The 24,520-nt window shown below is 36.7% G+C and carries 22 protein-coding genes and 1 other RNA gene; 13 read left to right on the top strand and 10 right to left on the bottom strand.

The features are described from left to right. Window positions 1-11 precede the first annotated feature (11 nt). The 4 genes from ACFRAE_RS13465 to ACFRAE_RS13450 all read left to right on the top strand — a co-directional run bounded on the left by ACFRAE_RS13465 (window position 12) and on the right by ACFRAE_RS13450 (window position 5,499). Window positions 12-1,532, top strand: a complete 1,521-nt coding sequence (locus tag ACFRAE_RS13465; protein ID WP_422797688.1) for a RagB/SusD family nutrient uptake outer membrane protein — start codon at window positions 12-14, stop codon at window positions 1,530-1,532. A 1-nt stretch (window position 1,533) separates the two neighbouring features. After that, complete coding sequence (locus tag ACFRAE_RS13460) at window positions 1,534-3,027, top strand: glycoside hydrolase family 30 protein (RefSeq protein ID WP_422797687.1); 1,494 nt, start codon at window positions 1,534-1,536, stop codon at window positions 3,025-3,027. Further along, window positions 3,024-4,361 carry a DUF5121 domain-containing protein gene (locus ACFRAE_RS13455; protein WP_422797686.1) on the top strand — a complete coding sequence of 446 codons (1,338 nt, stop codon included), beginning with the start codon at window positions 3,024-3,026 and terminating at the stop codon, window positions 4,359-4,361. The genes ACFRAE_RS13460 and ACFRAE_RS13455 overlap by 4 nt, the downstream gene beginning before the upstream one ends. Before the next feature lie 100 nt (window positions 4,362-4,461). Continuing rightward, complete coding sequence (locus ACFRAE_RS13450) at window positions 4,462-5,499, top strand: isoaspartyl peptidase/L-asparaginase family protein (protein ID WP_422797685.1); 1,038 nt, start codon at window positions 4,462-4,464, stop codon at window positions 5,497-5,499. 384 nt (window positions 5,500-5,883) lie between these two features. Here ACFRAE_RS13450 and mtgA read toward each other — a convergent pair whose 3' ends face one another. Beyond that, a complete protein-coding gene (gene mtgA / locus ACFRAE_RS13445; protein ID WP_422797684.1) occupies window positions 5,884-6,630 on the bottom strand; it encodes a monofunctional biosynthetic peptidoglycan transglycosylase in 747 nt (248 codons plus the stop codon). Window positions 6,631-6,769: 139 nt separating this feature from the next. Between mtgA and mutS the strand changes: the two genes are divergently transcribed. The 3 genes from mutS to ACFRAE_RS13430 are packed head-to-tail and all read left to right on the top strand — an operon-like array spanning window position 6,770 to window position 10,604. Beyond that, complete coding sequence (mutS, locus tag ACFRAE_RS13440; protein ID WP_422797683.1) at window positions 6,770-9,376, top strand: DNA mismatch repair protein MutS; 2,607 nt, start codon at window positions 6,770-6,772, stop codon at window positions 9,374-9,376. 23 nt (window positions 9,377-9,399) lie between these two features. Beyond that, entirely contained in the window at window positions 9,400-10,110 is a 711-nt protein-coding gene (locus ACFRAE_RS13435; protein ID WP_422797682.1) for a tRNA1(Val) (adenine(37)-N6)-methyltransferase, read from the top strand. A gap of 2 nt (window positions 10,111-10,112) precedes the next feature. After that, entirely contained in the window at window positions 10,113-10,604 is a 492-nt protein-coding gene (locus ACFRAE_RS13430) for a metallophosphoesterase family protein (RefSeq protein WP_422797681.1), read from the top strand. Between the two features lie 15 nt (window positions 10,605-10,619). Here ACFRAE_RS13430 and ACFRAE_RS13425 read toward each other — a convergent pair whose 3' ends face one another. Next, the gene (locus ACFRAE_RS13425; protein ID WP_422797680.1) at window positions 10,620-10,955 is read right to left on the bottom strand and encodes a MerR family transcriptional regulator; all 336 of its coding nucleotides are present in this window, start codon (window positions 10,953-10,955) and stop codon (window positions 10,620-10,622) included. A 101-nt stretch (window positions 10,956-11,056) separates the two neighbouring features. On the opposite strand from ACFRAE_RS13425, the gene ACFRAE_RS13420 reads away from it, so the two are divergent. Further along, window positions 11,057-11,404: a hypothetical protein gene (locus ACFRAE_RS13420; RefSeq protein WP_422797679.1), complete on the top strand. Its 348-nt coding sequence runs from the start codon at window positions 11,057-11,059 to the stop codon at window positions 11,402-11,404. A 57-nt stretch (window positions 11,405-11,461) separates the two neighbouring features. Here the strand turns inward: ACFRAE_RS13420 and ACFRAE_RS13415 are convergent, their stop codons facing one another. From ACFRAE_RS13415 to dprA, 6 genes are all read right to left on the bottom strand, one after another. Next, window positions 11,462-12,862, bottom strand: a complete 1,401-nt coding sequence (locus ACFRAE_RS13415) for a sialate O-acetylesterase (protein WP_422797678.1) — start codon at window positions 12,860-12,862, stop codon at window positions 11,462-11,464. 138 nt (window positions 12,863-13,000) lie between these two features. After that, entirely contained in the window at window positions 13,001-13,843 is an 843-nt protein-coding gene (gene accD / locus ACFRAE_RS13410) for an acetyl-CoA carboxylase, carboxyltransferase subunit beta (protein WP_422797677.1), read from the bottom strand. Window positions 13,844-13,953: 110 nt separating this feature from the next. Continuing rightward, window positions 13,954-14,051, bottom strand: an RNA gene (ffs, locus tag ACFRAE_RS13405) — signal recognition particle sRNA small type. An 81-nt stretch (window positions 14,052-14,132) separates the two neighbouring features. Beyond that, window positions 14,133-14,360, bottom strand: coding sequence for a DUF6814 family protein (locus ACFRAE_RS13400; RefSeq protein WP_422797676.1), 228 nt, complete (start codon window positions 14,358-14,360; stop codon window positions 14,133-14,135). A gap of 2 nt (window positions 14,361-14,362) precedes the next feature. Beyond that, window positions 14,363-15,898: an MFS transporter gene (locus tag ACFRAE_RS13395; protein ID WP_422797675.1), complete on the bottom strand. Its 1,536-nt coding sequence runs from the start codon at window positions 15,896-15,898 to the stop codon at window positions 14,363-14,365. Window positions 15,899-15,912: 14 nt separating this feature from the next. After that, window positions 15,913-17,013 (bottom strand): DNA-processing protein DprA, encoded by a 1,101-nt coding sequence (gene dprA / locus ACFRAE_RS13390; protein WP_422797674.1) that lies wholly within the window; start codon window positions 17,011-17,013, stop codon window positions 15,913-15,915. Window positions 17,014-17,108: 95 nt separating this feature from the next. On the opposite strand from dprA, the gene ACFRAE_RS13385 reads away from it, so the two are divergent. Beyond that, entirely contained in the window at window positions 17,109-17,339 is a 231-nt protein-coding gene (locus ACFRAE_RS13385; protein WP_422797673.1) for a hypothetical protein, read from the top strand. Window positions 17,340-17,397: 58 nt separating this feature from the next. On the opposite strand, the gene rsmG is transcribed toward ACFRAE_RS13385, so the two are convergent. After that, window positions 17,398-18,033, bottom strand: a complete 636-nt coding sequence (rsmG, locus tag ACFRAE_RS13380; protein WP_422797672.1) for a 16S rRNA (guanine(527)-N(7))-methyltransferase RsmG — start codon at window positions 18,031-18,033, stop codon at window positions 17,398-17,400. A 19-nt stretch (window positions 18,034-18,052) separates the two neighbouring features. Next, window positions 18,053-19,198, bottom strand: coding sequence for a glycosyltransferase (locus ACFRAE_RS13375; protein WP_422797671.1), 1,146 nt, complete (start codon window positions 19,196-19,198; stop codon window positions 18,053-18,055). 128 nt (window positions 19,199-19,326) lie between these two features. Between ACFRAE_RS13375 and tgt the strand changes: the two genes are divergently transcribed. The 4 genes from tgt (at window position 19,327) to der (ending at window position 24,510) form a co-directional block, all read left to right on the top strand. Continuing rightward, the gene (gene tgt, locus ACFRAE_RS13370; RefSeq protein ID WP_422797670.1) at window positions 19,327-20,457 is read left to right on the top strand and encodes a tRNA guanosine(34) transglycosylase Tgt; all 1,131 of its coding nucleotides are present in this window, start codon (window positions 19,327-19,329) and stop codon (window positions 20,455-20,457) included. A 9-nt stretch (window positions 20,458-20,466) separates the two neighbouring features. Beyond that, window positions 20,467-21,546: an LptF/LptG family permease gene (locus ACFRAE_RS13365; protein ID WP_422797669.1), complete on the top strand. Its 1,080-nt coding sequence runs from the start codon at window positions 20,467-20,469 to the stop codon at window positions 21,544-21,546. A gap of 7 nt (window positions 21,547-21,553) precedes the next feature. Then, complete coding sequence (locus ACFRAE_RS13360; RefSeq protein WP_422797668.1) at window positions 21,554-22,432, top strand: DMT family transporter; 879 nt, start codon at window positions 21,554-21,556, stop codon at window positions 22,430-22,432. Window positions 22,433-23,208: 776 nt separating this feature from the next. Beyond that, a complete protein-coding gene (gene der / locus ACFRAE_RS13355) occupies window positions 23,209-24,510 on the top strand; it encodes a ribosome biogenesis GTPase Der (RefSeq protein ID WP_422797667.1) in 1,302 nt (433 codons plus the stop codon). Window positions 24,511-24,520: the final 10 nt, after the last annotated feature.

Below are 24,520 nucleotides of genomic sequence, written 5' to 3'. Positions count from 1 at the left end.
ATTAGAAAACGATGAAAAGAAATTATATATATCAACTGGTGCTAATAGCATTTATGGCTATTTCAAGCAGTTGTTCATTGGATAAGGAGCCCTTGGATACTTATTCAGATGTAACCGAAGGAGTTACCGATGAAGAGGAAACAGTTGTGTTTAAAGATCGTGCGGCAGTAGAAGGACATTTACAAACGATTTACAACCAAATGCGTGATAGGCAAGAGCATTGGTATATGGATTTGCTGTTGATTGCTGAATCGCATTCAGACAATGCTTACGCAGGTACTACCGGTGCTGAAGTGATGCCATTTGAAAATAATTCTATTGAAGGATCAAACTCGGTGATGGAAAGAGATTGGAACCGCTATATGGAAGATATAGCTCGTGCTAATTTATTAATTGTGAACATTGATTCGGTTGAAGATAATACCTTGACTAATAGTGTGCGCAATCGCATGAAAGCGGAGGCTAAAATCTTCAGAGCTATGGTTATGTTTGATATGGTTCGTTTATGGGGAGATATTCCTGTTGTGACCACTATCGCTGGTGACATTACTGAAGAAACCATCGAAGATGTTTATGAAGATTATTTTCCAGTTCAAAAAACGGAAAAAGAAGCTTATGAGCAAATTGAAAAAGATTTGTTAGAAGCTATTTCGGATGCTCCTGAAAATTTAACAACAGATAAAACGAAGTTTTCTAAATCGGTGGCTAGAGCGTTATTAGTAAAATTATATGCTGAAAAACCATTAAGAAATTACGCTAAAGTTATTCAATATGCCGATGAATTGGCCGCGGATGGATTTGGTTTAGAGGCCGACTATCGTGATTTATTTGGAGTAGTCGAAGGTTCTGCGGATGCAAAGAAGAGAAATTCGAAAGAAAGTATTTTGGAAGCACAGTTCTTTGTAGGTAATGGTAACTGGGTAACCTGGATGTTTGGTCGTGATTTGTCTAACTACAATAGCAACTTTACCTGGGCGAAATGGATAACCCCATCTCGTGATTTAATTGCTGCTTTCACTAGAGAAGCAGATCAAATCCGATATACGGAATCAATTGTGTTTTATGAAGCTACTTGGAGTAATTACTATCCTTCAAATAATTATCCATTTATGTATAAAACGCGTTCAGCATTTAGTAACATTATCAAGATGCGTTATGCGGACATCTTATTGTTAAAAGCGGAGGCACTTATCATGAAAGAAAGTCCTGATTTAGCTGCAGCAGCAGATATCATTGATCAAGTCCGTGAACGTGTGCAGCTACCGAAATTAGCTAGCGGGACCAAAGCGAACAAAGAAAATATGCTAGAAGCATATTTAAAGGAAAGAAGGTTGGAATTAGCATTTGAAGGGGAACGTTGGTTTGATTTAGTGCGATTGAACAAGGTGGAGCAATTTATGAATGCGGTGTATGCCAAAGATTCAGGACGTAAAACTCAAGTTTATCCATTTAATGAGAATTCGTATCGCTTACCAATCCCTCAGGCGATTATCGATCAAAATCCAAATATTGTACAGAATTTAGGCTATTAGTATGATGAATAGAATAAGAAATTGTATTTTATCTACCGCAGTTTTGGCGGGGGTAGTGATTGCATGTGGTAGTGATAGTGTAAAGGATGTTGTGGTTGTACCGGAAGTTCCGACCTCTGGAGATGTATTGCTGTATACGACGACAGGATCATTATCGCAAGATTTTAAAAAGGGCTATGTAAGTTTCTCTAAAGGGTCTAATATGGCTCCGAAATCTATCAAATTGGATGAAAATGTAAAATATCAATCCATTGATGGTTTCGGCTCCGCAGTAACGGGGTCTGCAGCATACAATCTGTTGAAAATGAATGCTGCCGATCGCAGTAAGTTTTTAAAAGAAACCTTTTCACCAACAGAGGGTATGGGACAAAGTTATATTCGTATAGCGATTGGATGTTCAGACTTTTCTTTAAGTGAATATACCTTGGCTGATGAGCCCGGAATAGCAAACTTCGCTTTGCAAGAAGAAGAGCTAAAGTATGTGATCCCTGTCCTTAAGGAAATCTTAGCCATCAACCCAACGCTTAAAATTATGGGGTCTCCATGGACTCCACCTCGATGGATGAAGGTCAATAATTTGACCGATCTACAAGCGCATAATTCATGGACAGGTGGGCATTTAAATCCAACTTATTACCAAGACTATGCGACGTATTTTGTAAAGTGGATTGAAGCAATGAAATCGGAAGGCATTTCGATTTATTCCATCACACCTCAAAATGAACCCTTGAATGCAGGAAATTCAGCCTCATTATTGATGCATTGGAGTGAACAGCAAGCTTTTGTAAAAACGGCATTAGGTCCAAAATTGAAAGCTGCAGGCCTGACAACAAAAATCTATGCCTTTGACCATAATTACAATTACGATAATATGGCATCCCAAGAGGATTACCCTGTGAAAATCTTCCAAGATGCAGCGGCAGCTGCCTATTTTGCAGGTTCAGCCTATCATAATTATGGTGGAGATAAAGCAGAACTTTTAGATATTCATCAGAAAGCGCCAAATAAAGAGATTGTATTTACAGAAACATCCATAGGTACTTGGAATGATGGAAATAATTTAAGTAAACGTTTGACAGAGGATATGAAGGAAGTTGCTTTAGGAACTGTCAACAATTGGAGCAAAGGGGTAATTGTATGGAACCTCATGTTAGATTCAGATCGTGGACCTAATCGCGATGGTGGATGCCAAACTTGTTATGGGGCGGTAGATATTAATAAAAGTGATTATAAAACTATCCGTAAAAATTCTCATTATTACATCATTGGTCATATGTCTGCGGTAGTCAAACCAGGAGCTATTCGTATAGGTTCGCAAGGAGTCAACGATAGTAATTTGGTGTACGCTGCATTTAAAAATACCGATGGAACATATGCTTTAGTGCTTAGTAATGCTGCGGGATCAGAATCTAAAATTACAATAGATGACGGTAAAAATCATTTCACTTACGCTATTCCAGCAAACGCTGTAGTATCTTATTCTTGGAAAAAATGAAAAAACTTATAAAAAATTCAATATATATTCTTCTGTTAGCCTTAGTTGCATCCTGTAAAGAGGAAGAATTAATCGTTCCAATAGGCGGAGGAAGTCCGACTATTGATGTGAAATTAAAGCCTGAAACTGCGCATTTTGGAGATAGTATTCCATTCACAGTATCTGTAGCAGATCAAGGGGTTAAATTATCGACTGTAAAAGCGCAGTTATTGTTTAACGAAGAAGTGGTCGCCGAGCAAATTATTCGGACTAAAGAGTATGGCGATTATAGTGGTAAATTGTTTGTCCCTTTCTTAAAGGATATTCCTAATGGAAGTGCAACATTAAAATTCACCTTACAGAATGTGGAATTAGTTAAAGCGGAAAAAACAGAATCCTTGCCAATTACACGTCCAGATTTTCCTTTCTTGAACTTCGTTACAGCGGCAAAAACGTATAAAATGGAACGTGTTGCAGCTAATCAATATGAGCTTACGGAAAACTTGCCTTTTAAAATAGCCGGTTATATAGAAGCACCAGCTTTTGGTTCTTTAGGCAACCTTATACAGTTTGGATGGGAGAATGATGCTGTAACTCAGGGTATTACTCAAAACATACCTTTTTCAAATTCTTCATCTGGAGTATATACCATTGCTTTTAATACATTGACTTATGCGGCCAGTCCATTTATCATTGGATATGCATTCAATGGAGAAGGTATGCGTATGTTAACGGATGATTTATATGCCGTGGATATTCAGGTAACTGAAGGACAAGAAATAACCATTGATGGAATTGATGGATTGAGTACTTGGTGGATTGATGAAGACTATATTCGTCAAGAAGGAGGGAAATATTATTTCAATGCCAGTACTGGAAAATACAGGTTCTATGCCAATTTTGATAAATCTTATGTATTTGTGGAGGCTATGAATGGCAATAATTTAGCAACACTGAATGCAGATGGTACAGGGGCGATTTGGATTATTGGAGAAGGAATCGGAAAACCTACTGTAGCAGGTAATGAAGTTGGATGGAATACCGACAATGCATTATGTCTAGCGCCTATTGGAAATAAAAGATACCGTGTTACGGTAGTTGCTGGTCAATCTATTCGAGCATCAACTATTAACTTCAAATTCTTCCATCAAAAAGGATGGGGGGGTGAATATAAAAATACCGAATTAAGTACAACGAGTGATATCATATTTGTTGGAGATGGTACTAATGGAAGAGATCCGGGAAATTTAGGAATACTGACAGGAAAAACTTTAGAAAACAACGCTAAATATGAATTTGTCGTTGATTTATCCGAAGGAAACGATAAAGCTAAATTGACAGTCACCAAAAAATAAATATTAATTACCTATGAAATGCGCATGCCGGACAAGAAATTGTTCGGCATGTGCTGTTTTTAGGTATTATTTTCTAATTTTAATGCAAATAACCACTATTATGATGCGATCCATATTTTTTATACTGCTTTTTATTGCTATTTGTGTCCCTTGTCAAGATCTTTTTGCGCAATCCGCCTCCAAACCACGGTATATTTTAGCTATTCATGGAGGGGCGGGCACCATATTGAAAAAAAACATGACAGTGGAGATGGAAAAAGAATATACAAACACTTTGAAGCTTGCATTGAGCAAAGGATATGAGGCATTGAAGGCGGGGAAATCTAGTGTAGAGGCTATTGCTCAAACAATTACTATTTTGGAAGATTCGCCTTTATTTAATGCGGGGAAAGGAGCAGTGTTCACGAATGATGGTAAAAATGAATTGGATGCCTCGATTATGGATGGTGCTAATTTGAAAGCCGGTGCCGTAGCAGGAGTGACTACCATAAAAAACCCAATAAAGGCTGCCATTGCTGTCATGCAGCACTCTGAACATGTCATGATGGTCGGAGCAGGTGCAGCGCAATTTGCTAAAAGTCAGCATTTGGAAATTGTTGATCCTTCTTATTTTTGGACCAAAGCTCGTTGGGATGCATTACAAAAAGCAAAAGCTAGGGATAAAGAACGGGCAGAACTCGACCATAATGCAAATCATACAGCAATTCCTGAAGTTTATAAGGATGAAAAGTTCGGAACAGTAGGTTGTGTAGCATTGGATCGTCAAGGTAATTTGGCGGCTGGAACATCGACTGGAGGAATGACCAATAAGAAATTTGGAAGAGTAGGTGATGCACCAATTATTGGGGCAGGTACTTATGCAAATAATCAATCTGTTGCGGTTTCATGTACCGGTTGGGGGGAGTTTTTTATTCGATCGGTTGCGGCTTATCAAGTTTCCGCTCGGATGTTATATGCGAAGCAATCCGTGGAGGAGGCTGCTCGAGGAGTTATTGATGAAATTGGCAAAATGGGTGGAGACGGAGGTCTGATTGCCCTAGATAAGGATGGGAAATTAATTATGCCCTTTAATACCGAAGGAATGTATCGCGGTTCCGTTGCAGAAGATGGTACAATCTCCGTGGAAATCTATAAATAATGACACCAGCTTTATCATAATCGGTACCATATGATTTTTAAAAGGAATTCGGTAAAACGCTGAATTCCTTATGTCCAATTTATTTTATCTTTTCTTCGTGGACAATAAGAACAGGGAAGTTTTTGAATAAACTCAACGATCTTCTTGGGTATTAAGTTGAAATGCTCAGGTTTATATTTGGATTTTCATCGCATCTCCATCGGACTTTTTGGTTTAATATCCAAATGATCTCCGAAGGAGATCCGAACAAGAGTGGATGGAATAGTTCGCCCACTACTGAAAATTCGCTGAAAAATGTCAGATTTTATTTTTTTTAAAAATTTATGCAGCAGGATACTAGAGTTGGTGCTCTAGAATTGTGTTAGCATATTGATTAAATTTTTTTTACTCCGGTATTTTATAATAATTGATATCACGAACAATGCTATTTGCTCTTCTGTTGATGTAATTGGATGGATTGCGAGCATCCCATTTCTGTGGACTTGGTAATATGGCAATGATGAGTGCGGCTTCTTTCTTGCTTAGGTTTTTGGCTGATTTATGAAAGTAATATTGGGATGCTGCTTCTGCACCATAGACACCTTGCCCCATTTCAATGACGTTTAAATAGACTTCCAAAATTCTTTTTTTGCTCCATAGCAATTCAATAAGTACGGTGAAATAGGTTTCTAATCCTTTGCGGAGCCAGGATCTGCCTGGCCATAGAAATACATTTTTTGCAGTCTGTTGGCTAATGGTACTACCTCCACGTAAGGGTTTGCCATCTTTATTTTTTTCGATTGCTACAAGGATAGCGTCGGTATCAAAACCATTGTGCGTCATGAAGTGGGCATCTTCGCCGGCCAAAGCTGCACGTTTTAAATTATTAGAGATATCCTCATAGTTCAGCCATTTCCGTTCAATTTTCCACTCTTTACCAGCATCTTTACGTTCAAAACCACGTTGTAACATGAGGTAGGTGATAGGAGGATTGGTGAATCGAAGAGCAATAACCCAGAATATACTAAGTATAAAAAATGCAGCGATAATTTTTAGAACAAGAGGTAAGCATACAGTCTTCCAAAAAGAAGCTTTTTTCTTTTTCGTACTATTTTTGAAAAGGTTATTTTTTGTTGCTCGCTGGATTGCCATTGATTTGATATTTGATGCAAAAATAAGAGGTATTTTTTAATTTATCAGGATTCTGTACCTAGGAGTTTTATGTTTTGCTTAGTTTGGCAAATCGCTACAATTCTAGTATTTTTACGCTTTATTCAAAAAAGGAGAACCTTTGGCAAAAGAGAAAAAACAAACCCCTTTAATGCAGCAATATAACACGATCAAGGCGAAATACCCTGGTGCATTATTGCTGTTTCGAGTTGGCGATTTTTACGAGACATTTGGAGAGGATGCTGTAAAGGCGGCCAAAATTTTAGGGATAGTTTTAACAAAACGTGGAAATGGTTCAGAATCTGAAACAGCACTTGCTGGATTTCCACACCATTCTCTGGAAACCTATTTACCCAAATTGGTTCGTGCGGGACAACGGGTAGCGATATGTGATCAGTTGGAAGATCCCAAGCAAACCAAAACGATTGTGAAACGGGGAGTCACCGAATTAGTAACTCCAGGCGTTTCATACAATGAAAATATTGTTCAACAAAAAGTGAATAACTACTTAGCGTCAATTTATTTTGATAAACTAACTGTAGGGATTTCGTTTTTGGATATTTCTACGGGAGAATTTTTGGTTGCACAGGGTTCTATAAATTATATTGACAAATTATTGCAAGGCTTTAAGCCCACTGAAATCATACTAGGAAAAAAACAGTTTAAAGAGTTTGTAGCACATTTTGGATCCGCTTATTATACTTATACCTTAGAAGAATGGCCGTATACTGGCGATTATGCTAACGAATGTTTGTTAAAGCATTTTGAGGTGAATTCCATGAAAGGATTCGGAATAGACCGAATGCCAATTGGAATGGTTGCTGCTGGTGTTGCCCTTCACTATTTGAATGAAACGGAGCATAGGAACTTACAACATATCTCCAATATTTCCCGGATTGAAGAAGATCGGTACATGTGGTTGGATCGATTTACCGTACGCAATCTGGAATTAATAGGTTCTTCAAACGAACAAGCAACAACACTATCCGAAGTGTTAGATGATACAGCATCTCCAATGGGTGCCCGTTTATTAAAGCGTTGGATCATCATGCCTTTAAAAGAGGAAAAAGCAATTCAAGAACGACTTCAGGTGGTTGAATATTTTTATCAGGAGCAGGAATTGAGGGATGAATTGATCCGAGAAATTAAACAGGTTGGTGATTTAGAACGATTAATAAGTAAGATTGGCTTGCTAAAAGCAAACCCAAGGGAGGTTACGCAGCTGAAAAGAGCGCTATATGCTGTAGAACGATTAAAAGAATTAACCAGTAAGCCTAGCTCAGAATCATTACAAATCATTGCCGAGCAATTGAATCCCTGTTTAATTATTCGGGATAAAATGGAAAAAACCTTGCAAGCCGAACCTTCTATAGCGATCAATAAAGGAAATGTCATTGCTGATGGGGTGGATGTTGATTTAGATAAGTTGAGACGGGTGGCTTTTGGAGGTAAAGATTATTTGTTGGAGATTCAGAAAAGGGAATCGGAATTGACCGGGATACCTTCTTTGAAAATTGCGTTTAATAATGTGTTTGGTTACTATTTAGAAGTAACCAATACCCATAAGGATAAAGTTCCGGAATCTTGGATCAGAAAACAAACCTTGGTCAATGCTGAACGCTATATCACCGAGGAATTAAAAGAATATGAAGAGCAGATATTGGGAGCTGAAGAAAAAATTCAAGTTATAGAACAACGCATCTATGCCGGCTTATTATCCGATATCGCTGAATATATTAAACCCATACAGCTCAATGCGCAGTTGATAGCGAAATTGGATGTACTACTCAACTTTGCAGTCATTGCTCAAAAGAATTTTTACGTCAAACCTTCCATCAATCAAGGTAAAATTATTGATATCAAGGGAGGGCGTCATCCGGTGATTGAAAAAAACTTACCTATTGGGCAGGATTACATCACCAATGATACCTATTTGGATCCTGAAGGGCAACAAATTATAATCATTACAGGTCCTAATATGGCGGGTAAGTCAGCGCTTTTGAGGCAGACAGGATTGATAGTTCTTATGGCTCAAATAGGATCCTTTGTTCCAGCTAAAGAGGCTAATTTAGGGGTGGTCGATAAAATTTTCACCCGTGTTGGTGCTTCGGATAATATTACTTCTGGAGAGTCTACCTTTATGGTGGAAATGAACGAGACAGCAAGTATCATGAATAATATTTCTGATCGCAGTTTAATCTTGTTGGATGAAATTGGTCGTGGTACCAGTACTTATGATGGTATTTCCATCGCATGGGCCATCGCCGAATATTTGCACAATCATCCAGCTTCACGTGCAAAGACACTATTTGCCACCCATTACCATGAACTTAATGAACTATGTACCTCCTTACCTAGGGTGAAAAATTTTAATGTCAGTGTCAAAGAGGTTGGTAATAAAGTTATTTTCTTAAGAAAGTTAGTGCCAGGAGGATCGGAACATAGTTTTGGTATTCATGTGGCACGTATGGCGGGTATGCCGCCTCGACTGATTGCAAGAGCTAGCGAGATCTTAAAAAGGCTAGAACAAGAGCGTACTGGCGGGGAAAAAATTAAAGACAGCATGCGGAAGATTCAAAAGCAGGCTTATCAGCTGCAGATGTTTTCTATTGATGATCCAGTGCTGGAGAAAATTCGGGATATGTTGAATAATTTAGATGTCAATAGCCTTACTCCGGTAGAAGCGTTAATGAAATTGGATGAAATTCAACGGGTATTGAAAAATTAAATAATTGCCACAATTAAATCTAAATGGCTAATATCTTTCAATTCAAACAATTTTCAGTAGATCAACAGCAATGTGCCATGCGTATCAATACAGATGGGGTTCTGCTAGGGGCATTTGCTGCCGCAGATTCCAAATCCATCGATTCGATACTTGATATCGGTACGGGGACAGGAGTAATCGCATTAATGCTGGCTCAGCGTTTTGAAAATGCTAGCGTTTATGCGGTAGAAATTGATTTTTTGGCAGCTGAAACAGCAAAATTAAATTTTTTAAATGCTCCTTTTCATGAGCGTTTGGAAATCATTCACTCGGATGTTTTTCATTGGAAACCTTCCGGAAGCTTTGATCTAATCGTTTCGAATCCTCCATTTTACATCAATTCTTTACACAATCCAGATCCCCGTAAAAAAGTGGCAAAGCATACGGATGAAATCTTTTTTAAAGGCTTGCTGGAATTTGCTGCTCAACAGTTAAGTGAACATGGGATATTTGAATTGATTCTTCCTTCGGAGCTGTCGGACCTAATGATTGAGGAAGCGGCAAAGCTAAATCTATATTTAAGCAATAACATCGCCATTCAATCTTTTAAAGATGCGGATATTATTCGAAGTATTTTGCGATTTGAAAGAAGAGTAGGACCTATAGAAAAGAAATTATTTACAATTTATCAAGAACGAGGAGTTTATACCGAGGCGTATAAAAACTTGTTGAAACCATTTTTTTTAGCATTCTAAGCATGAAGATAGGATTAATTTCAGATACCCACAGCTATTTAGATAAGGCCGTATTTTCCTATTTTGATGGCTGTGATGAAATATGGCATGCTGGCGATTTTGGATCTATGGAAGTGATTGAAGAATTGCAAAATTTTAAACCCTTGAAAGGGGTGTTTGGAAATATCGATCAAAAAGACATTCGTTTACAATTTCCAGAACATTTGCGTTTTAATTGCGAAAAAATGGATGTGTGGATGACGCATATTGGTGGGTATCCTGGTAAATACAGTCCACTGGTAAAGCCAGAGATAATGCTAAATCCCCCTAAATTATTTATATGTGGACACTCCCATATTCTAAAAGTGCATTATGATCCTAAATTAGGATTGATGCATCTGAATCCTGGTGCTGCGGGAAAACAAGGTTGGCATACCGTTAGAACGTTAATGCGCTTCGATATCCATGAGGATAAAATAGAAAATTTGGAGGTTATTGAGCTTGCCGGTAGGTAATCGCTTATGAAACCATTACAGATTGTCTCTTACTTCAATTAAAAAGGTTTTTAATTTTTCTAACGAATTAATTACTCGTTGGTTTTCTTTGGCCTCTCCTTTATTACTACGCAAATAATCTCTTGCCCCTTGTAAGGTATAGCCTTTTTCCTTCACCAAATTAAAAATAATCTTTAAATTGGAGATATCATTTTGCGTAAATAGACGATTGCCCTTTTTGTTTTTCTTTGGTTGAAGAATCTCAAATTCACGCTCATAGAAACGAATCTGTGAAGCATTTACATCAAACATTTCCGTTACTTCACCCATGGTATAGTACAGCTTATTGATATCTCTTTCTTTGTAAGGCATGAATTTTCAGCATTGGTGATAAAAACAAATATACAATCAAAGTTTGAATTTCAAAAAAAGCGATACTTTTATACTAAAATTCTACAATTGATGGATTAATTATGCTCGGAAAAGTAATCGTAAGTAAATTTTGGACTCAATTTTTTTCTTTAGGTAAGGCTCAGGCTATTACGATATTTCCATTTATCTTTTTACTGCATAAAAATGATCGACAGAATAAGACGCTGCTGAATCATGAACGGATACATATTTATCAAGCGTTAGAACTGTTGGTTATTCCATTTTATGTATGGTACCTAACTGAATTTTTAGTGCGCTTAATCCTTGTTCAAAATGTTCATCGTGCTTATCTAGAAATTTCGTTTGAACAAGAAGCGTATAAAAATGATCAGGATATGAGCTATTTACAAAAAAGAAAGGTATTTGATTTTCTCAAATACCTTTCATAAAATAGTCTTTGTGTTTTGCTAAATCCAATACATGGATCTAATTATATGCAGGATTAATTACCAATTGTCGGTTCGGAATGGAGAAACAGGAAGTCCTCTACTGTTAAAAAGATTCGGCATCGCAATTTCTGTAAATCCAAATCTAGCTGCTACAGGCGATTTCACTTCGTTGGATTGAATAATTAATTTATTTCCTTTGATCGTTCCTTTTGCTGGATGAAATACTTGGTCAGCTCCTGCGATTTGTAAATCCGTAATATCTCCTTTAGCCGTTAATTGTCCGTCTAAATAATGGAAGCTGATTTCTATACTGTTTCCTTTAATTTGTTGAGACTTATACACTGGTGATTTATAATCTTGAATAGGCTTTTTGTATACATCTACTAAGGTTAATTCAGCTAATCTACGAGCAACTTCTTTTTTCAGGGTAGGATGAATGTCTTTGATATTGTCCACTAAGTCTGTAATGACCACCATGCCTGTTTTGGGAAGTTCTAATGCTGTTTTCACTTGTTGCTCACGTAAGAACGCCGCTAAGGGTACTTGGTTGTTATAGGCGAAAGGAGCGATTTGTACAAAATAGAATGGGAAATCATGATTCCATGCAGAACGCCAAGAATTAATCATGGTTTTCATTAATTTGTCATACCCTGGATAGGTGCCTACATTGCTTTCGCCTTGGTACCAATAAGCTGCAGTGAGGTTGTATCCTTTCAATGGAGCAATCATACTGTTATACAGGGTTCCATTTTCATAAGGTCTGTATTCAGCAAAGCCTTGTTTTTGTGCATAACTTAATAAGAGCGGGTCGTTTAGAATCAAATACTCAGGTGTCCAAACCTCTGCAGGTGTTCCACCCCAACTGGCATTGATGACTCCAATAGGTACTTGTTGATCTTTATTGATTTCCTTTGCAATAAAATAACCGATGGCTGAAAAGGGTTTTAAGGTTTCAGCTGATAGCGTAGACCAAGCGTTTGCCAATTGTTCTTGCGGCGTTTTAGCGCCAACTTTACTGACTTGTAGAAGACGGATGTTTGGGTTGTTAGCTGTAGGCAATTCATCCATAATCTCTTTTAAGTTTTGGTTACCTCCCCATTCCATATTCGATTGGCCAGAGCAAATAAATACATCACCTAGGAGAACATCGTCTAAGGTTATTTTTTGTCCAGCCATGTAGATGTTTATGCGGTGTGGTCCACCGGCTTTGCCTGCTGGTAGAGTTGTTATCCATTTTCCGTTAGGATCAACTTTGGTTCTTACCGTGTCTTTAAACCAGTCTGCAGTAATTTCAACTTGATTGCCTGCATTACCCCATCCCCAAAAGTTTATGGCGGTTTCTCTTTGCAAAACCATGTGGTTTGAAAAAAAGTTTGGTAATCGTAATTGAGCTACTACTTGGTTTATGGATGCTGCTAATAACAAGCAGCTAATCAGAAAGCCTTTGAGTTTAAGCATGATTTAATAGTTTTAGGTTTATTTGATACCCATAAAGGTAATAAAAGTTTTAGTGGCTAGCTCATGAGGGGGATTATTTTTGGGCAAAAAAAAGCGGTTGATCGCATTTGCTATCAACCGCCAAATTCTTTAGTAGACTTATTTGACTAGTTTCAAAAATGTTGAAACTTTATCTTTTAATTGTCTTCGATCGACTATAAAGTCCAAGAAACCGTGTTCTAATAAAAATTCCGAAGTTTGAAATCCCTTTGGAAGGTCTTTCTTTATGGTTTCTTTTATAACCCTTGGTCCGGCAAATCCAATGAGTGCTCCAGGCTCTGCAATATTAATATCCCCTAGCATCGCATAAGATGCGGTCACACCTCCTGTTGTAGGGTCGGTGAGCAAGCAGATGTACGGAAGTTTTGCTTGGCTTAGAAGGGCTAATTTCGCGGATGTTTTAGCCATTTGCATTAATGAAAAAGCGGCTTCCATCATTCGGGCTCCTCCTGATTTGGAAATGAGCATAAAAGGTAGCTTATTCGCTAAGCAATAATCAATGGAGCGGGCGATTTTTTCACCAACGACGGATCCCATAGAACCTCCTATAAAGGAAAAGTCCATACAATCAATAACGATCTCTTGTCCATTTATTTTTCCAACAGCTGCACGTAAAGCATCTTTTAGTCCTGTCTTTGCTTGACTTTCGACTAATCGATCTTTATAAGGCTTGCTATCTTCAAAGTTTAAAGGGTCTCCTGCTTTGAGATTTGAGAATAATTCAGTGTATTCATTATTATCAAATAAAATAGAAAAATATGCAGTAGAGCCTATACGGATATGATAGTCACAATAGTGGCAAACGTATTTATTTTCAACTTGTTCTACATTCAAAAGGGGCTTTTTACAATTAGGACATTTGTTCCACATCCCATCAGGGGCCTCTTTCTTATGTTCTGTTGCAGTGTGAATTCCTGCCTTATTTCTTTTAAACCAACTCATATACTCGTGTTAATTCGGATTACAAATAAACGAAAAATATCTAATATGTGTGTTGTGAATTGAAATTGAGGGAAGAATATGCTGCTGAATGCTGGGGAATGGAAATAAAAAATGGGTAAGCTACCTTTATCGCACCGCTCAACCTAATACCCTTGCTTTGTTCCCAACCTGGGGGATTCAAAGGGAGCTGGTCGTAAAGGACTTACCCACGACAAAATTAACATTTTTTTGGTTCTTTCGAAAAGAAAATGTCAATATTTGGCTATAATGCTGACTTTCAGTCCAAAAATTACATCTTATCTTTATGAAATTCTCCTTTTAAAGCGAAATATCCGAAAACAGCCATTCCAACACTGATGATAGGTGTTAAAATAAAGAGAATAATGACGCCAAACACAACATCTTCTTGATGTCCTGATAATATTTTAGGGAGCCCAAACTGCGCAATACAAAAATATGCGGTCAGCACAGCTAAAATAATCCATAATATGCCTAAGGCTTTTTTTACAAGTTCCATAATTAGTTTAAATCTTTAGCGACCATATTTTTGTTAATATAAAGGGCTCCAATGACAAAGCAGACTGCTGAAATAATAATCGGATACCATAAACCTTCTAAATAAAATTGGGGATCTCCTCCGCTCTGGGCATTGGTCGCCAAATAGGTTGATACGGCAGGAAGCAATCCACCAAAAATTCCATTTCCGATGTGATAGGGTAGCGACATGGAGGTATAGCGGATTTTTACTGGGAATATTTCCACTAAAAAGGCTGCTATTGGCCCATAAACCAAGGTGATATAGATTATTTGAATAAAGATTAAGCCAATAAGCTTAACATAATTTATACCTGACACATGGACGGTAATTTTACTTTTGGATTCTTTAGGTTGTTCAACTGCTTGCCCACCTATGGCTACCGTGGTGCTAACTGTTTCTGTTAATCGGGTCCCATCGGCATATGCACGATTCGTTTTAACGATTTCTTCCTTCTTTTGATCGACTTCAAGAATGGATTTCTCGGTCTTTCTTTGATCTATTAATTCTTTCTTATTTTCAACATTGGTTATTTGATACATCGTCTCATATATCGGTCTATAGGTTAGCATAGCTAAAAGCATCCCGATTAACATGACCCATTTACGGCCCACTTTATCAGATAGTTTTCCGAATATGACAAAGAATGGTGTACCTAAAAGTAAGGCAATACCTAAGATGATATCGGCTTGGTCAGAGTCTAGAAACATGACTGTTTTCATGAAACTCATGGAATAAAATTGCCCGGTGTACCAAACAACCCCCTGGCCCATTGCGGCTCCAAAAAGTGCTAGTAAAACGAATTTTAAGTTGTATTTGTTTCCAAAACTCTCTTTTAGAGGGTTTGTAGAAGTTTTTCCTTCCGCTTTAGCTTTTTTAAATTCTGGAGATTCATCCATGTTTTTACGGATTAAGTAAGAAACATAGACCATGAGGATAGATAATAAAAAGGGTACACGCCATCCCCAATCATCAAACTGTTCTGCTGTTAGGAAAAATTTGGTCAGTAGGATTACGACTAAAGAGATAAACAATCCAAAGGTTGCTGTAGTTTGAATCCATGAGGTCCAATATCCACGTTCCCCATTTGGTGCATGCTCAGCAACATAAGTGGCTGCTCCACCATATTCACCCCCTAAAGCTAAACCTTGTAATAAACGTAATATTAATACGATGACAGGGGCCAAGAATCCAATTTGATCATAGGAAGGAATACATCCAATGAGGAATGTAGCGCCACCCATTAACATCAAGGTGACCATAAAGGTGTATTTTCGGCCAATCATGTCGCCTAAACGTCCAAAAAATAAAGCACCAAAGGGTCTTACCACAAAGCCTGCAGCAAAAGTTGCCAGTGTCGATAAAAACGCTGCAGTAGGATTGTCTGAAGGGAAGAATTTGGTAGAAATGACTATGGATAGACTTCCAAAAATAAAAAAGTCGTACCATTCGATTAATGTTCCTAAGGAAGAAGCTCCGATGACTTTCCAGATTCCTTTCTTATTTACTTGTTCTTGCATAATTTAGTTTAGGTTTAAGGTAATTTATATATTTTTCCAGGTAATGTTTGAATCAAACCAGTCATTTCCATTTCTAAAAGGGTGACTGCGAGCTTACTTGCTGGCCATTTGCAATAATAAGCAATATCATCAATGCTTGCTTGATTTTCGTCTTTTAAAAAGTCAAAGACCAATTTTTCATCGGTAGATAAGCTTGGCATTAAGGGCAATTGAAAGCCAATATTTTGTTTTTGTTGGTTATTTTTTTTCCATTGCATTAAATTGATAAGGTCTTGTGGTTCTTGGATCAAGTGGGCCTTATTCGTTTTTATTAAATAATTACATCCAGCAGAGTAGGGTTGATCGACATGACCTGGATAGGCACAAACATCCCTATCATAACTGTTGGCGATTTCCGCAGTAATTAAGGCTCCACCTTTATTTGCAGCCTCAACAACGATGGTGACATCTGCCAATCCGGCAATAATTCGGTTTCTCATGGGGAAATTCATGCGATCTGGTAATGTTCCTGATGGGAATTCGGTCAATAAACTGCCCGCTTGCATTATTTCTTTTGCAGTTTCTGAATGTTCATAAGGGTATATTCGATCTAGGCTATGTCCTAATACTGCTGTTGTTGGCAATTTAAGTTGTAAAGCAGTGCGGTGCGCTTGGATATCGATGCCAAAAGCTAAGCCACTAACGACCAAGACTTGAAATTCTTTTAATTCGTTTAAGAGTTGTTCGGTTAATTTTTTGCCGTAGGAAGTTGCATTTCGAGTGCCAACAACGCTAATGACTTTAGGTTGGTTTAAATTGATCGTTCCTTTATGATACAAGAGCATTGGGCTGTCATCACATTGTTTTAATCGCTGAGGGAATAGTTCGTCTTCAAACCATAAGAGTTGGATCTGTTGATCTTCCACAAAGCGTAATTCTTGTTCACTCTCTGCTAAAAATGATTTATTAAGAAGCTGTTGGATGACATTTGCACTTAAGCCAGGGATTTGTTGTAATTCTTTTTTATTGCTCAGAAAAATGTTTTCTAAAGAGCCAAAATACGCTAATAGCAATCGACTGGATTTAGGACCAATACCTTTAATCTTAGTTATCGCAATTTTCTCTATAGCGTTCATTGTTGGTTAGTTGCGACTAAAGATAATGATTCAGGCCTTTTTCTGCAATATCTCTTGCATTTAATTGCTTAACTTTGTGAATAAAAACAGAAAAAATGGAAGTGCAAGAGCCCTTTGATATAGAGATAGCTGATGTAGTTTATTCTATATTTCCTGATGAAACGGATACCTATACCGTCTTTAAAGATGGGAAGGAATATGTTCAATTGATTAAAGATACGGATACGTTATGGTTGAAATTAAATCCTGAATCTGGATTACCCATGTTTGGTATGGATGAAGAAATTAATCTCATAGGCGCAGAGATATCTAAATATCTTCAGTAGGGAAAAAGGTCTTTTTTCCCTACATAATATAATCGGGCTTTTGCGCGATAAAGCGAGTCTACATGGGGATATATAGGACGTATTTTGTGTCGAAGAAGTCTTCTTTAAAGTAACTACTTATTGGATGTAATTCCGCTTTAACTCTTGCTTCTTTGATTTCTTCTTTTAAATCTCCACCCTTCAAATACAATATGCCGTTTGGAATTGCATTATGATCTTTGTTTTCAATTTTATTACGAACCCAAGGAATAAAATCTGCTAATCTAGTTACTGCTCTGGAGATGATAAAATCATATTTATAGTCTAAATCTTCTGCACGAATATGATCAGCCTCTACGTTTGTCAAGCCTATAGCTGCTGCTACCTCACGTACGACTTTAATTTTCTTACCAATGGAATCTACTAAATGAAATTGCACCTCTGGAAAAAGAATGGCTAAGGGTATTCCTGGAAATCCACCTCCTGTACCTACATCTAAAATTCTAGTTTTAGCGGTCAGTTCGGAAATAAATTTTCCAATAGCTAATGAATGTAGCACATGTTTTAAATACAGGCTTTCAATATCTTTTCGCGATATGACATTTATTTGGTCGTTCCATAATGGATAGACCGTAGCCAATTGTGTGAATTGTTCTTTTTGTTTCTCCGTAAGATTCGGAAAATACTGAAATATGATGTCTACTGTAGGATTCACGGACAATTAAATTAAAGGGTTATTTCCAGGATTGTTGTTTTTTTGTTCGGTTAAACAATCCATTAAAACAGATGTAAAAATAATAATATAGATCCAAAATTGGTAACCATAGCCATAAGTCGCTCACTTGTAGCTTTTGATAAATGGGTCTAAAGATGATAAATTGTATGATTAATCGTAAAAAATAGGCTCCTAAGATGAATTTCCAAGTGGAAGGAAATACGCATGCTGTGATGATCAACGCGAGGTAGAATAGCAATGCACTAATCAATTGAATTCCTAACATGCGTTTATGTCGGCTCTTGTAAAGTACTGATGCACCGGCATGACGTGCTTTTTGCTTATAATAACTTTTCCAGCTGTCTTTTGGAGCAGACAAGACAAAGGCATTTGGGTGGATGGAAATTTGAACATTCTTTTTGGTTGCATTACTGTTTACAAAAAGGTCATCATCACCAGATTTGATGTGCATATGGGCATTAAATCCTTTGCCTCGAAAGAATAAAGCTTTTCGATAGGCTAAATTTCTTCCTACAGCCATATAGGCATCCTTTTTTAACGCATAAGAAAGGTAGCTCATCGCCGTGTGTGTGGTTTCAAAACGAATAAGTTTGTTGAGGAAACCAGGAAGCTTAAAGTATGGGGAATATCCTAAAACAAGTTCTTTGTGCTCATTTGTAAATCCACCGGCCATCTCCGAAATCCAATGTTCGTTATGGGGTTGGCAATCGGCATCGGTCATGAGTAAGTAGTCGTATTGAGCTGCTTTAATACCCATGGTAAGTGCAAATTTTTTGCTATGCTTTAGTTTGATATGCTCCTTAATATCGACTATTTTTAAATGCGGATACTGCTCAGCGAAATCCTTTAATACCCACTTACTTTCATCGGTAGAGAAATCATTGACAACAATGACTTCAAAATTAGGGTAATTCTGATTTAATATACTGGGTAAAAAAGTCTTTAAATTTTCTTGTTCATTATGAGCGCATATGATAACTGAAACAGCGGGTTTATCTGTAGCTTCTTGGAAAGAAGATACTTTATGCCGAGCTAATCGAGCGTAAACGAAAAGTAAAAAATAGAGTTGAAAAAGCAACAATAGCAAAATAATCCCCAAAGGGATGTGTTGCCATTCTAGTATAATTTCTGGGGTTAATTGCATAAAATTGCATCAAAGATACAGCATAAAAGAGTAAATGATTCGAGAGATGTTAATAAATGCGAATAAATTAGCGGAATTAAGGCTTGCTCGAAATTTTATAGTATTTTTGCGGTCGATTAAATAAGAGTATGAAATTTACGCTTCAGGCAAAAGACAAACTTTCAAGAGCAAGGGCTGGGGAGATAGAAACCGCTCATGGGACGATAAAAACACCAATTTTTATGCCCGTAGGAACAGCAGGTACAGTGAAAGCGGTACATCAGCATGAATTAGTTAATGATATTCAAGCACAGATAATTTTAGGAAATACCTACCATTTATATTTACGACCAGGGTTGGATGTAATTCAAAAAGCAGGTGGTTTACATCAATTTATTAATTGGGATCGCCCCATGCTAACAGATTCTGGGGGCTATCAAGTATACTCATTAACCGAAGTTCGTAAAATAAAAGAAGAGGGAGTGACTTTTAGATCGCATATTGACGGTTCTAAGCATTTATTTACGCCTGAAAATGTTATGGATACGCAACGAATAATTGGTGCGGATATCATCATGGCTTTTGATGAATGTACTCCATATCCATGTGATTACCAATATGCGAGAAGATCTTTAGATATGACTCACCGTTGGTTAAAACGTTGTTGCGATCGATTTGATAGTACAGAGCCTTTGTATGGTTATGACCAAACGTTATTTCCAATAGTTCAAGGGTCAGTATATAAGGATTTAAGAGAAAAGTCTGCAGAAACTATTGCCTCTTTTAACCGTGAAGGTAATGCGATAGGAGGCTTGTCGGTAGGTGAGCCTGCCGAGGAAATGTATGCAATGACGGAAGTGGTGACCAATATTCTACCGGTGGATAAGCCTCGCTATTTAATGGGGGTGGGCACACCTGTTAATTTATTGGAAAATATTGCGTTAGGAATTGATATGTTCGACTGTGTAATGCCTACCCGAAATGCTCGGAATGGGATGTTATTTACTCAAAAGGGGATTATTAATATCAAGAATGAAAAGTGGAAGGATGATTTTAGTCCGATAGATCCAGATAGTGATTTATTAGTCGATCGTTTACACACCAAAGCATATTTACGCCATTTAATTAAATCGCAAGAGATTTTGGGCGCACAAATTGCTTCTCTTCATAATCTTCATTTTTATCTTTGGTTGGTAGGTCAAGCTAGAGAAAAAATTATCGATGGAACATTTTATGATTGGAAGAACAGCATGGTTAAAATTTTAGACCAACGATTATAATCAATAACCATGAAAATCATTGATTTATATATCATTAAAAAGTACTTATCTACTTTTGTATTTACAGTAGCTATCTTCTGTGTAGTTATTGTCATTTTTGATATTTCTGAAAAAATCGATGATTTTAATAAATATAATGCTCCGATGCATCGGGTTTTCTTTGAGTATTACGCACTTGGAAGTTTGCCCTTTTTCATCAATATGCTTACGCCTCTTTTTAATTTTATAGCCGTAATATTCTTTACGTCAAAAATGGCCGATCAAACAGAGATTGTGCCTATATTAAGCGGAGGCATGAGTTTTAATCGGATGTTAAGGCCCTATATTTTATGTGCCGGTTTGATTTTTGCCCTTACTTTAGTGTCTAACGTGTTTATCATCCCATATACGAATAAGGTTAAGGTGGATTTTGAAAATATTTTTGTAAAACCGAATAAAGAAACTTCACCAACGTCTACACATATGCAAGTGGATTCAAACACTTATGTATATATGGGCTCGTTTGATATTAAAAGTCGTACTGGATACAACTTCAGTTTAGAGAAATTTGATGGGGATAAAATGATTGCCAAGTTGATGGCCGAGCGGATTACTTGGGATTCTGTGGCCAGCAAATGGAGCCTTCATACTTATTCAAATAGGGAAATCGATGGGCTTAAGGAAAAGATGGAAACTGGTGATAAACGTGATACGACCTTAGATATGCGTCCGCAAGATTTTGAAGTGTATGAAAACGTATTCACGACCATGAGCCAAAAAGAATTGGAAATACGTATTGATAAGGAAGAAATCCGTGGAACCGGCAGAATGAATGAATTGTTGTTAGAAAAATATAAGCGATTAATCAATCCTTTCTCGGCATTCATTTTAACGATTATTGGGGTTTCCTTATCGTCTAAGAAAGTTAGGGGAGGGATAGGCTTAAGTTTAGGATTAGGGATTGGCTTAAGTTGTATTTATATTGTATTGGAGCGTTTTTCAAGTATGTTTTCTATTAAAGGAGGGTTAGACCCGCTAATATCAGTGCTTATTCCAAACGTGATATTTATTATTCTTAGTTTTTATCTTCTGAAAAAGGCGCCTAAGTAAGTTTTTTATGCCAGCAATAAAAATCAACAGCAATATTCTAATATTGCATTTTACGGTATTGATTTGGGGTTTTACAGGGGTGTTGGGAGAATTGATTTCTATATCTGCAATTCCTCTTGTTTGGTATAGGGTTCTTATCGCGGTAATATTTCTATTTATTTATTTTAAAATCAAACGTATTTCCATTAAGGTAACCCGTAACCAATTGGTTCAATATATGGGGGTAGGATTGATTGTAGGCCTGCATTGGATCTTGTTTTTTCATGCGATAAAAGTGTCTACTGTCTCTGTAACTCTGGTTACTTTATCCAGCGTGACTTTATTTACAGCCGTGTTGGAACCTATCATCAACAAAAAGAAAATTGCTTTATCGGATGTCATCGTCGGCTTAATCATCATTTTAGGGATTTACCTGATTTTTAAGTTTGAATTTAAGTATTTCTGGGGGATTGTTTTTGGACTTTCTTGTGCGTTTTGTGCGAGTATATTTTCCATATTTAATGCTCGGATGGTTAAAAAGGCAGAACCCGCATTGATTACATTCTATGAAATGTTGGGAGGCTTTCTAGGAATCAGTTTATTGCTTTTTGTTCAAGATGGTTTTGGTCCCCAATTGATCTTAAATAATCAGGATATCGGTTATTTGTTTTTATTAGGAGGCTTGTGTACCGCAGTGGCTTATGTACTTGGTGTTGCTGTGATGAAGGAACTTTCTGCATTTACGGTTGCATTAACGACCAATTTAGAACCAGTTTATGGAATTATATTAGCCTTGCTTATTTTTGGGCAACAAGAGGCCATGAGTACAGGTTTCTATTTAGGAGCTATAATCGTATTAGGAGCTGTTTTTGTTTATCCTTATATGAAAAATAAGATTAACCTATAATATCATTATAAAATCAAATACTCATTGATTTTAATAAACAAGTGCCATTTTATTGTATTTAAATGGAATTATTTGTTTCAAATTCTAATTTTAATTAATTTCGTTAATAAATTGATAATTACCTCTCTTGTTAACCCTGCTATGATGACACTTTAGGTTAATTTTATAGGGTTAATTTTTATTTGAAGCAAACGTTTGCGTTTATTTTGCATTTTGTTACCTGAAAAGAATGTGGTAATTTTTCAATGTTTTAGTAAGAAAGACAGTTTTCGTTTGCGTGTAATATATATTTCTGAATGACTAAAGAATACAGAATTAGCTTGTAAAGAGTTAATAATTCCGTTATTTTTAGTATTTTAGATTGTGTTTTTTGAACTGTTTAGCCGCTTGTGATGATCGTATTACAAGGTGTAATAAAACAAATCGCTGAAATAAGAAGGATGATATTGAGAAAGTTCTTGATATTATTTAGTTAAATAAAATATTTCTAACTGTTAATTTTCAAAACTATTTATTAGATGGAGGCTGTCCAATCCTGGATGGCCTTCTTCATTTACGTTTTCTTCAAAACTATAGGTAAGACTAATCTTAAGCCAATATTTGATTCAAATTACATCAGCATGAGTTTGTTAACTCCTTTTATTTACCTAAAATATTCTAAGATATCTTATTTGTTTTTTGTAAAACTGCCTAATAATGTGTGATTATTGCGTAACTTTGTACTTTTACACAATACCTGAAAAATGTTGCCGTGAGGTAACGAATTTATTAATAATATGGCAAATATAATCGCAATTGTTGGTAGACCCAATGTAGGAAAATCTACATTATATAACCGATTAACGGAAAGTCGTAAGGCAATCGTAGATGATTTTAGTGGAGTAACCCGTGATAGACATTACGGTCAAGCGGAATGGATAGGAAAGAAATTTACCGTTATCGATACTGGCGGTTTTGTACAAGGATCAGATGATGTTTTCGAATCAGCAATTCGTGAACAAGTATTAATTGCAATTGAAGAGGCTTCAGTAGTGTTATTCGTTGTAGATGTAACTACCGGTATTACTGATTTAGATGATGAAATCGCGCATGTGCTTCGTAAGTCAAGCAAACCTGTGTTCGTCGTTGCAAATAAAGTAGATAGTGCAAAGCAACATCATGATTCAGCTGAGTTTTATGGATTTGGATTGGGAGAGATTTATAACATTTCTTCGATGACAGGTTCTGGAACAGGCGAATTATTGGATGATGTAGTGGAGCATTTTGAAATCGAAGAAGAGGATGATAGTGAACTGCCAAAATTTACCATCGTTGGTCGCCCAAATGTTGGGAAATCTTCGTTAACCAATGCACTTTTAGGTAAGGAAAGAAATATCGTAACTCCTATTGCTGGAACAACCCGAGATTCTATTCATATTCATTATAATCAATTTGGTCATGAGTTTTTACTGGTAGATACTGCTGGACTTCGCAGAAAATCTAAGGTAAATGAAGATATTGAGTTCTATTCGGTTATGCGTACCATTAAAGCATTGGAAGATTCTGATGTCGTTATTTTAATGTTGGATGCAAAGGATGGAATAGAGGCTCAGGATATAAATATTTTCCATTTAGCAGAAAAGAATAAAAAAGGGATCATGATTTTGGTGAATAAATGGGACACCGTAGAGAAAGACCATAAAACTGCAAAATTATTTGAAGAAAGTATCAGAAGTAAAATTGCTCCTTTTTCTGATGTTCCTATCATCTTTACTTCCGTGACCGAGAAACAGCGTATTTTTAAAACTGTTGAAACGGCAATGGAAGTCTATCAAAATAAGACTAAGAAAATCCCTACATCAAAATTAAATGATGTAATGCTAGATATTATTGAGAAATATCCACCTCCAGCAAACAAAGGGAAATTCATTAAAATTAAATATGTGACGCAATTGCCAGGAAGATCACCAATGTTTGCTTTCTTCTGTAATTTGCCTCAATATATTAAAGATCCTTATAAACGCTTTGTCGAAAACAAACTTCGTGAACACTTCGATTTTAAAGGCGTGCCAATCCAAATATACTTTAGACAAAAATAATCGTTTCAAC

Source organism: Sphingobacterium sp. HJSM2_6 (assembly GCF_049316305.1).
Classification (GTDB): domain Bacteria; phylum Bacteroidota; class Bacteroidia; order Sphingobacteriales; family Sphingobacteriaceae; genus Sphingobacterium.
This window is presented reverse-complemented; position numbering and strand designations above follow the sequence as displayed.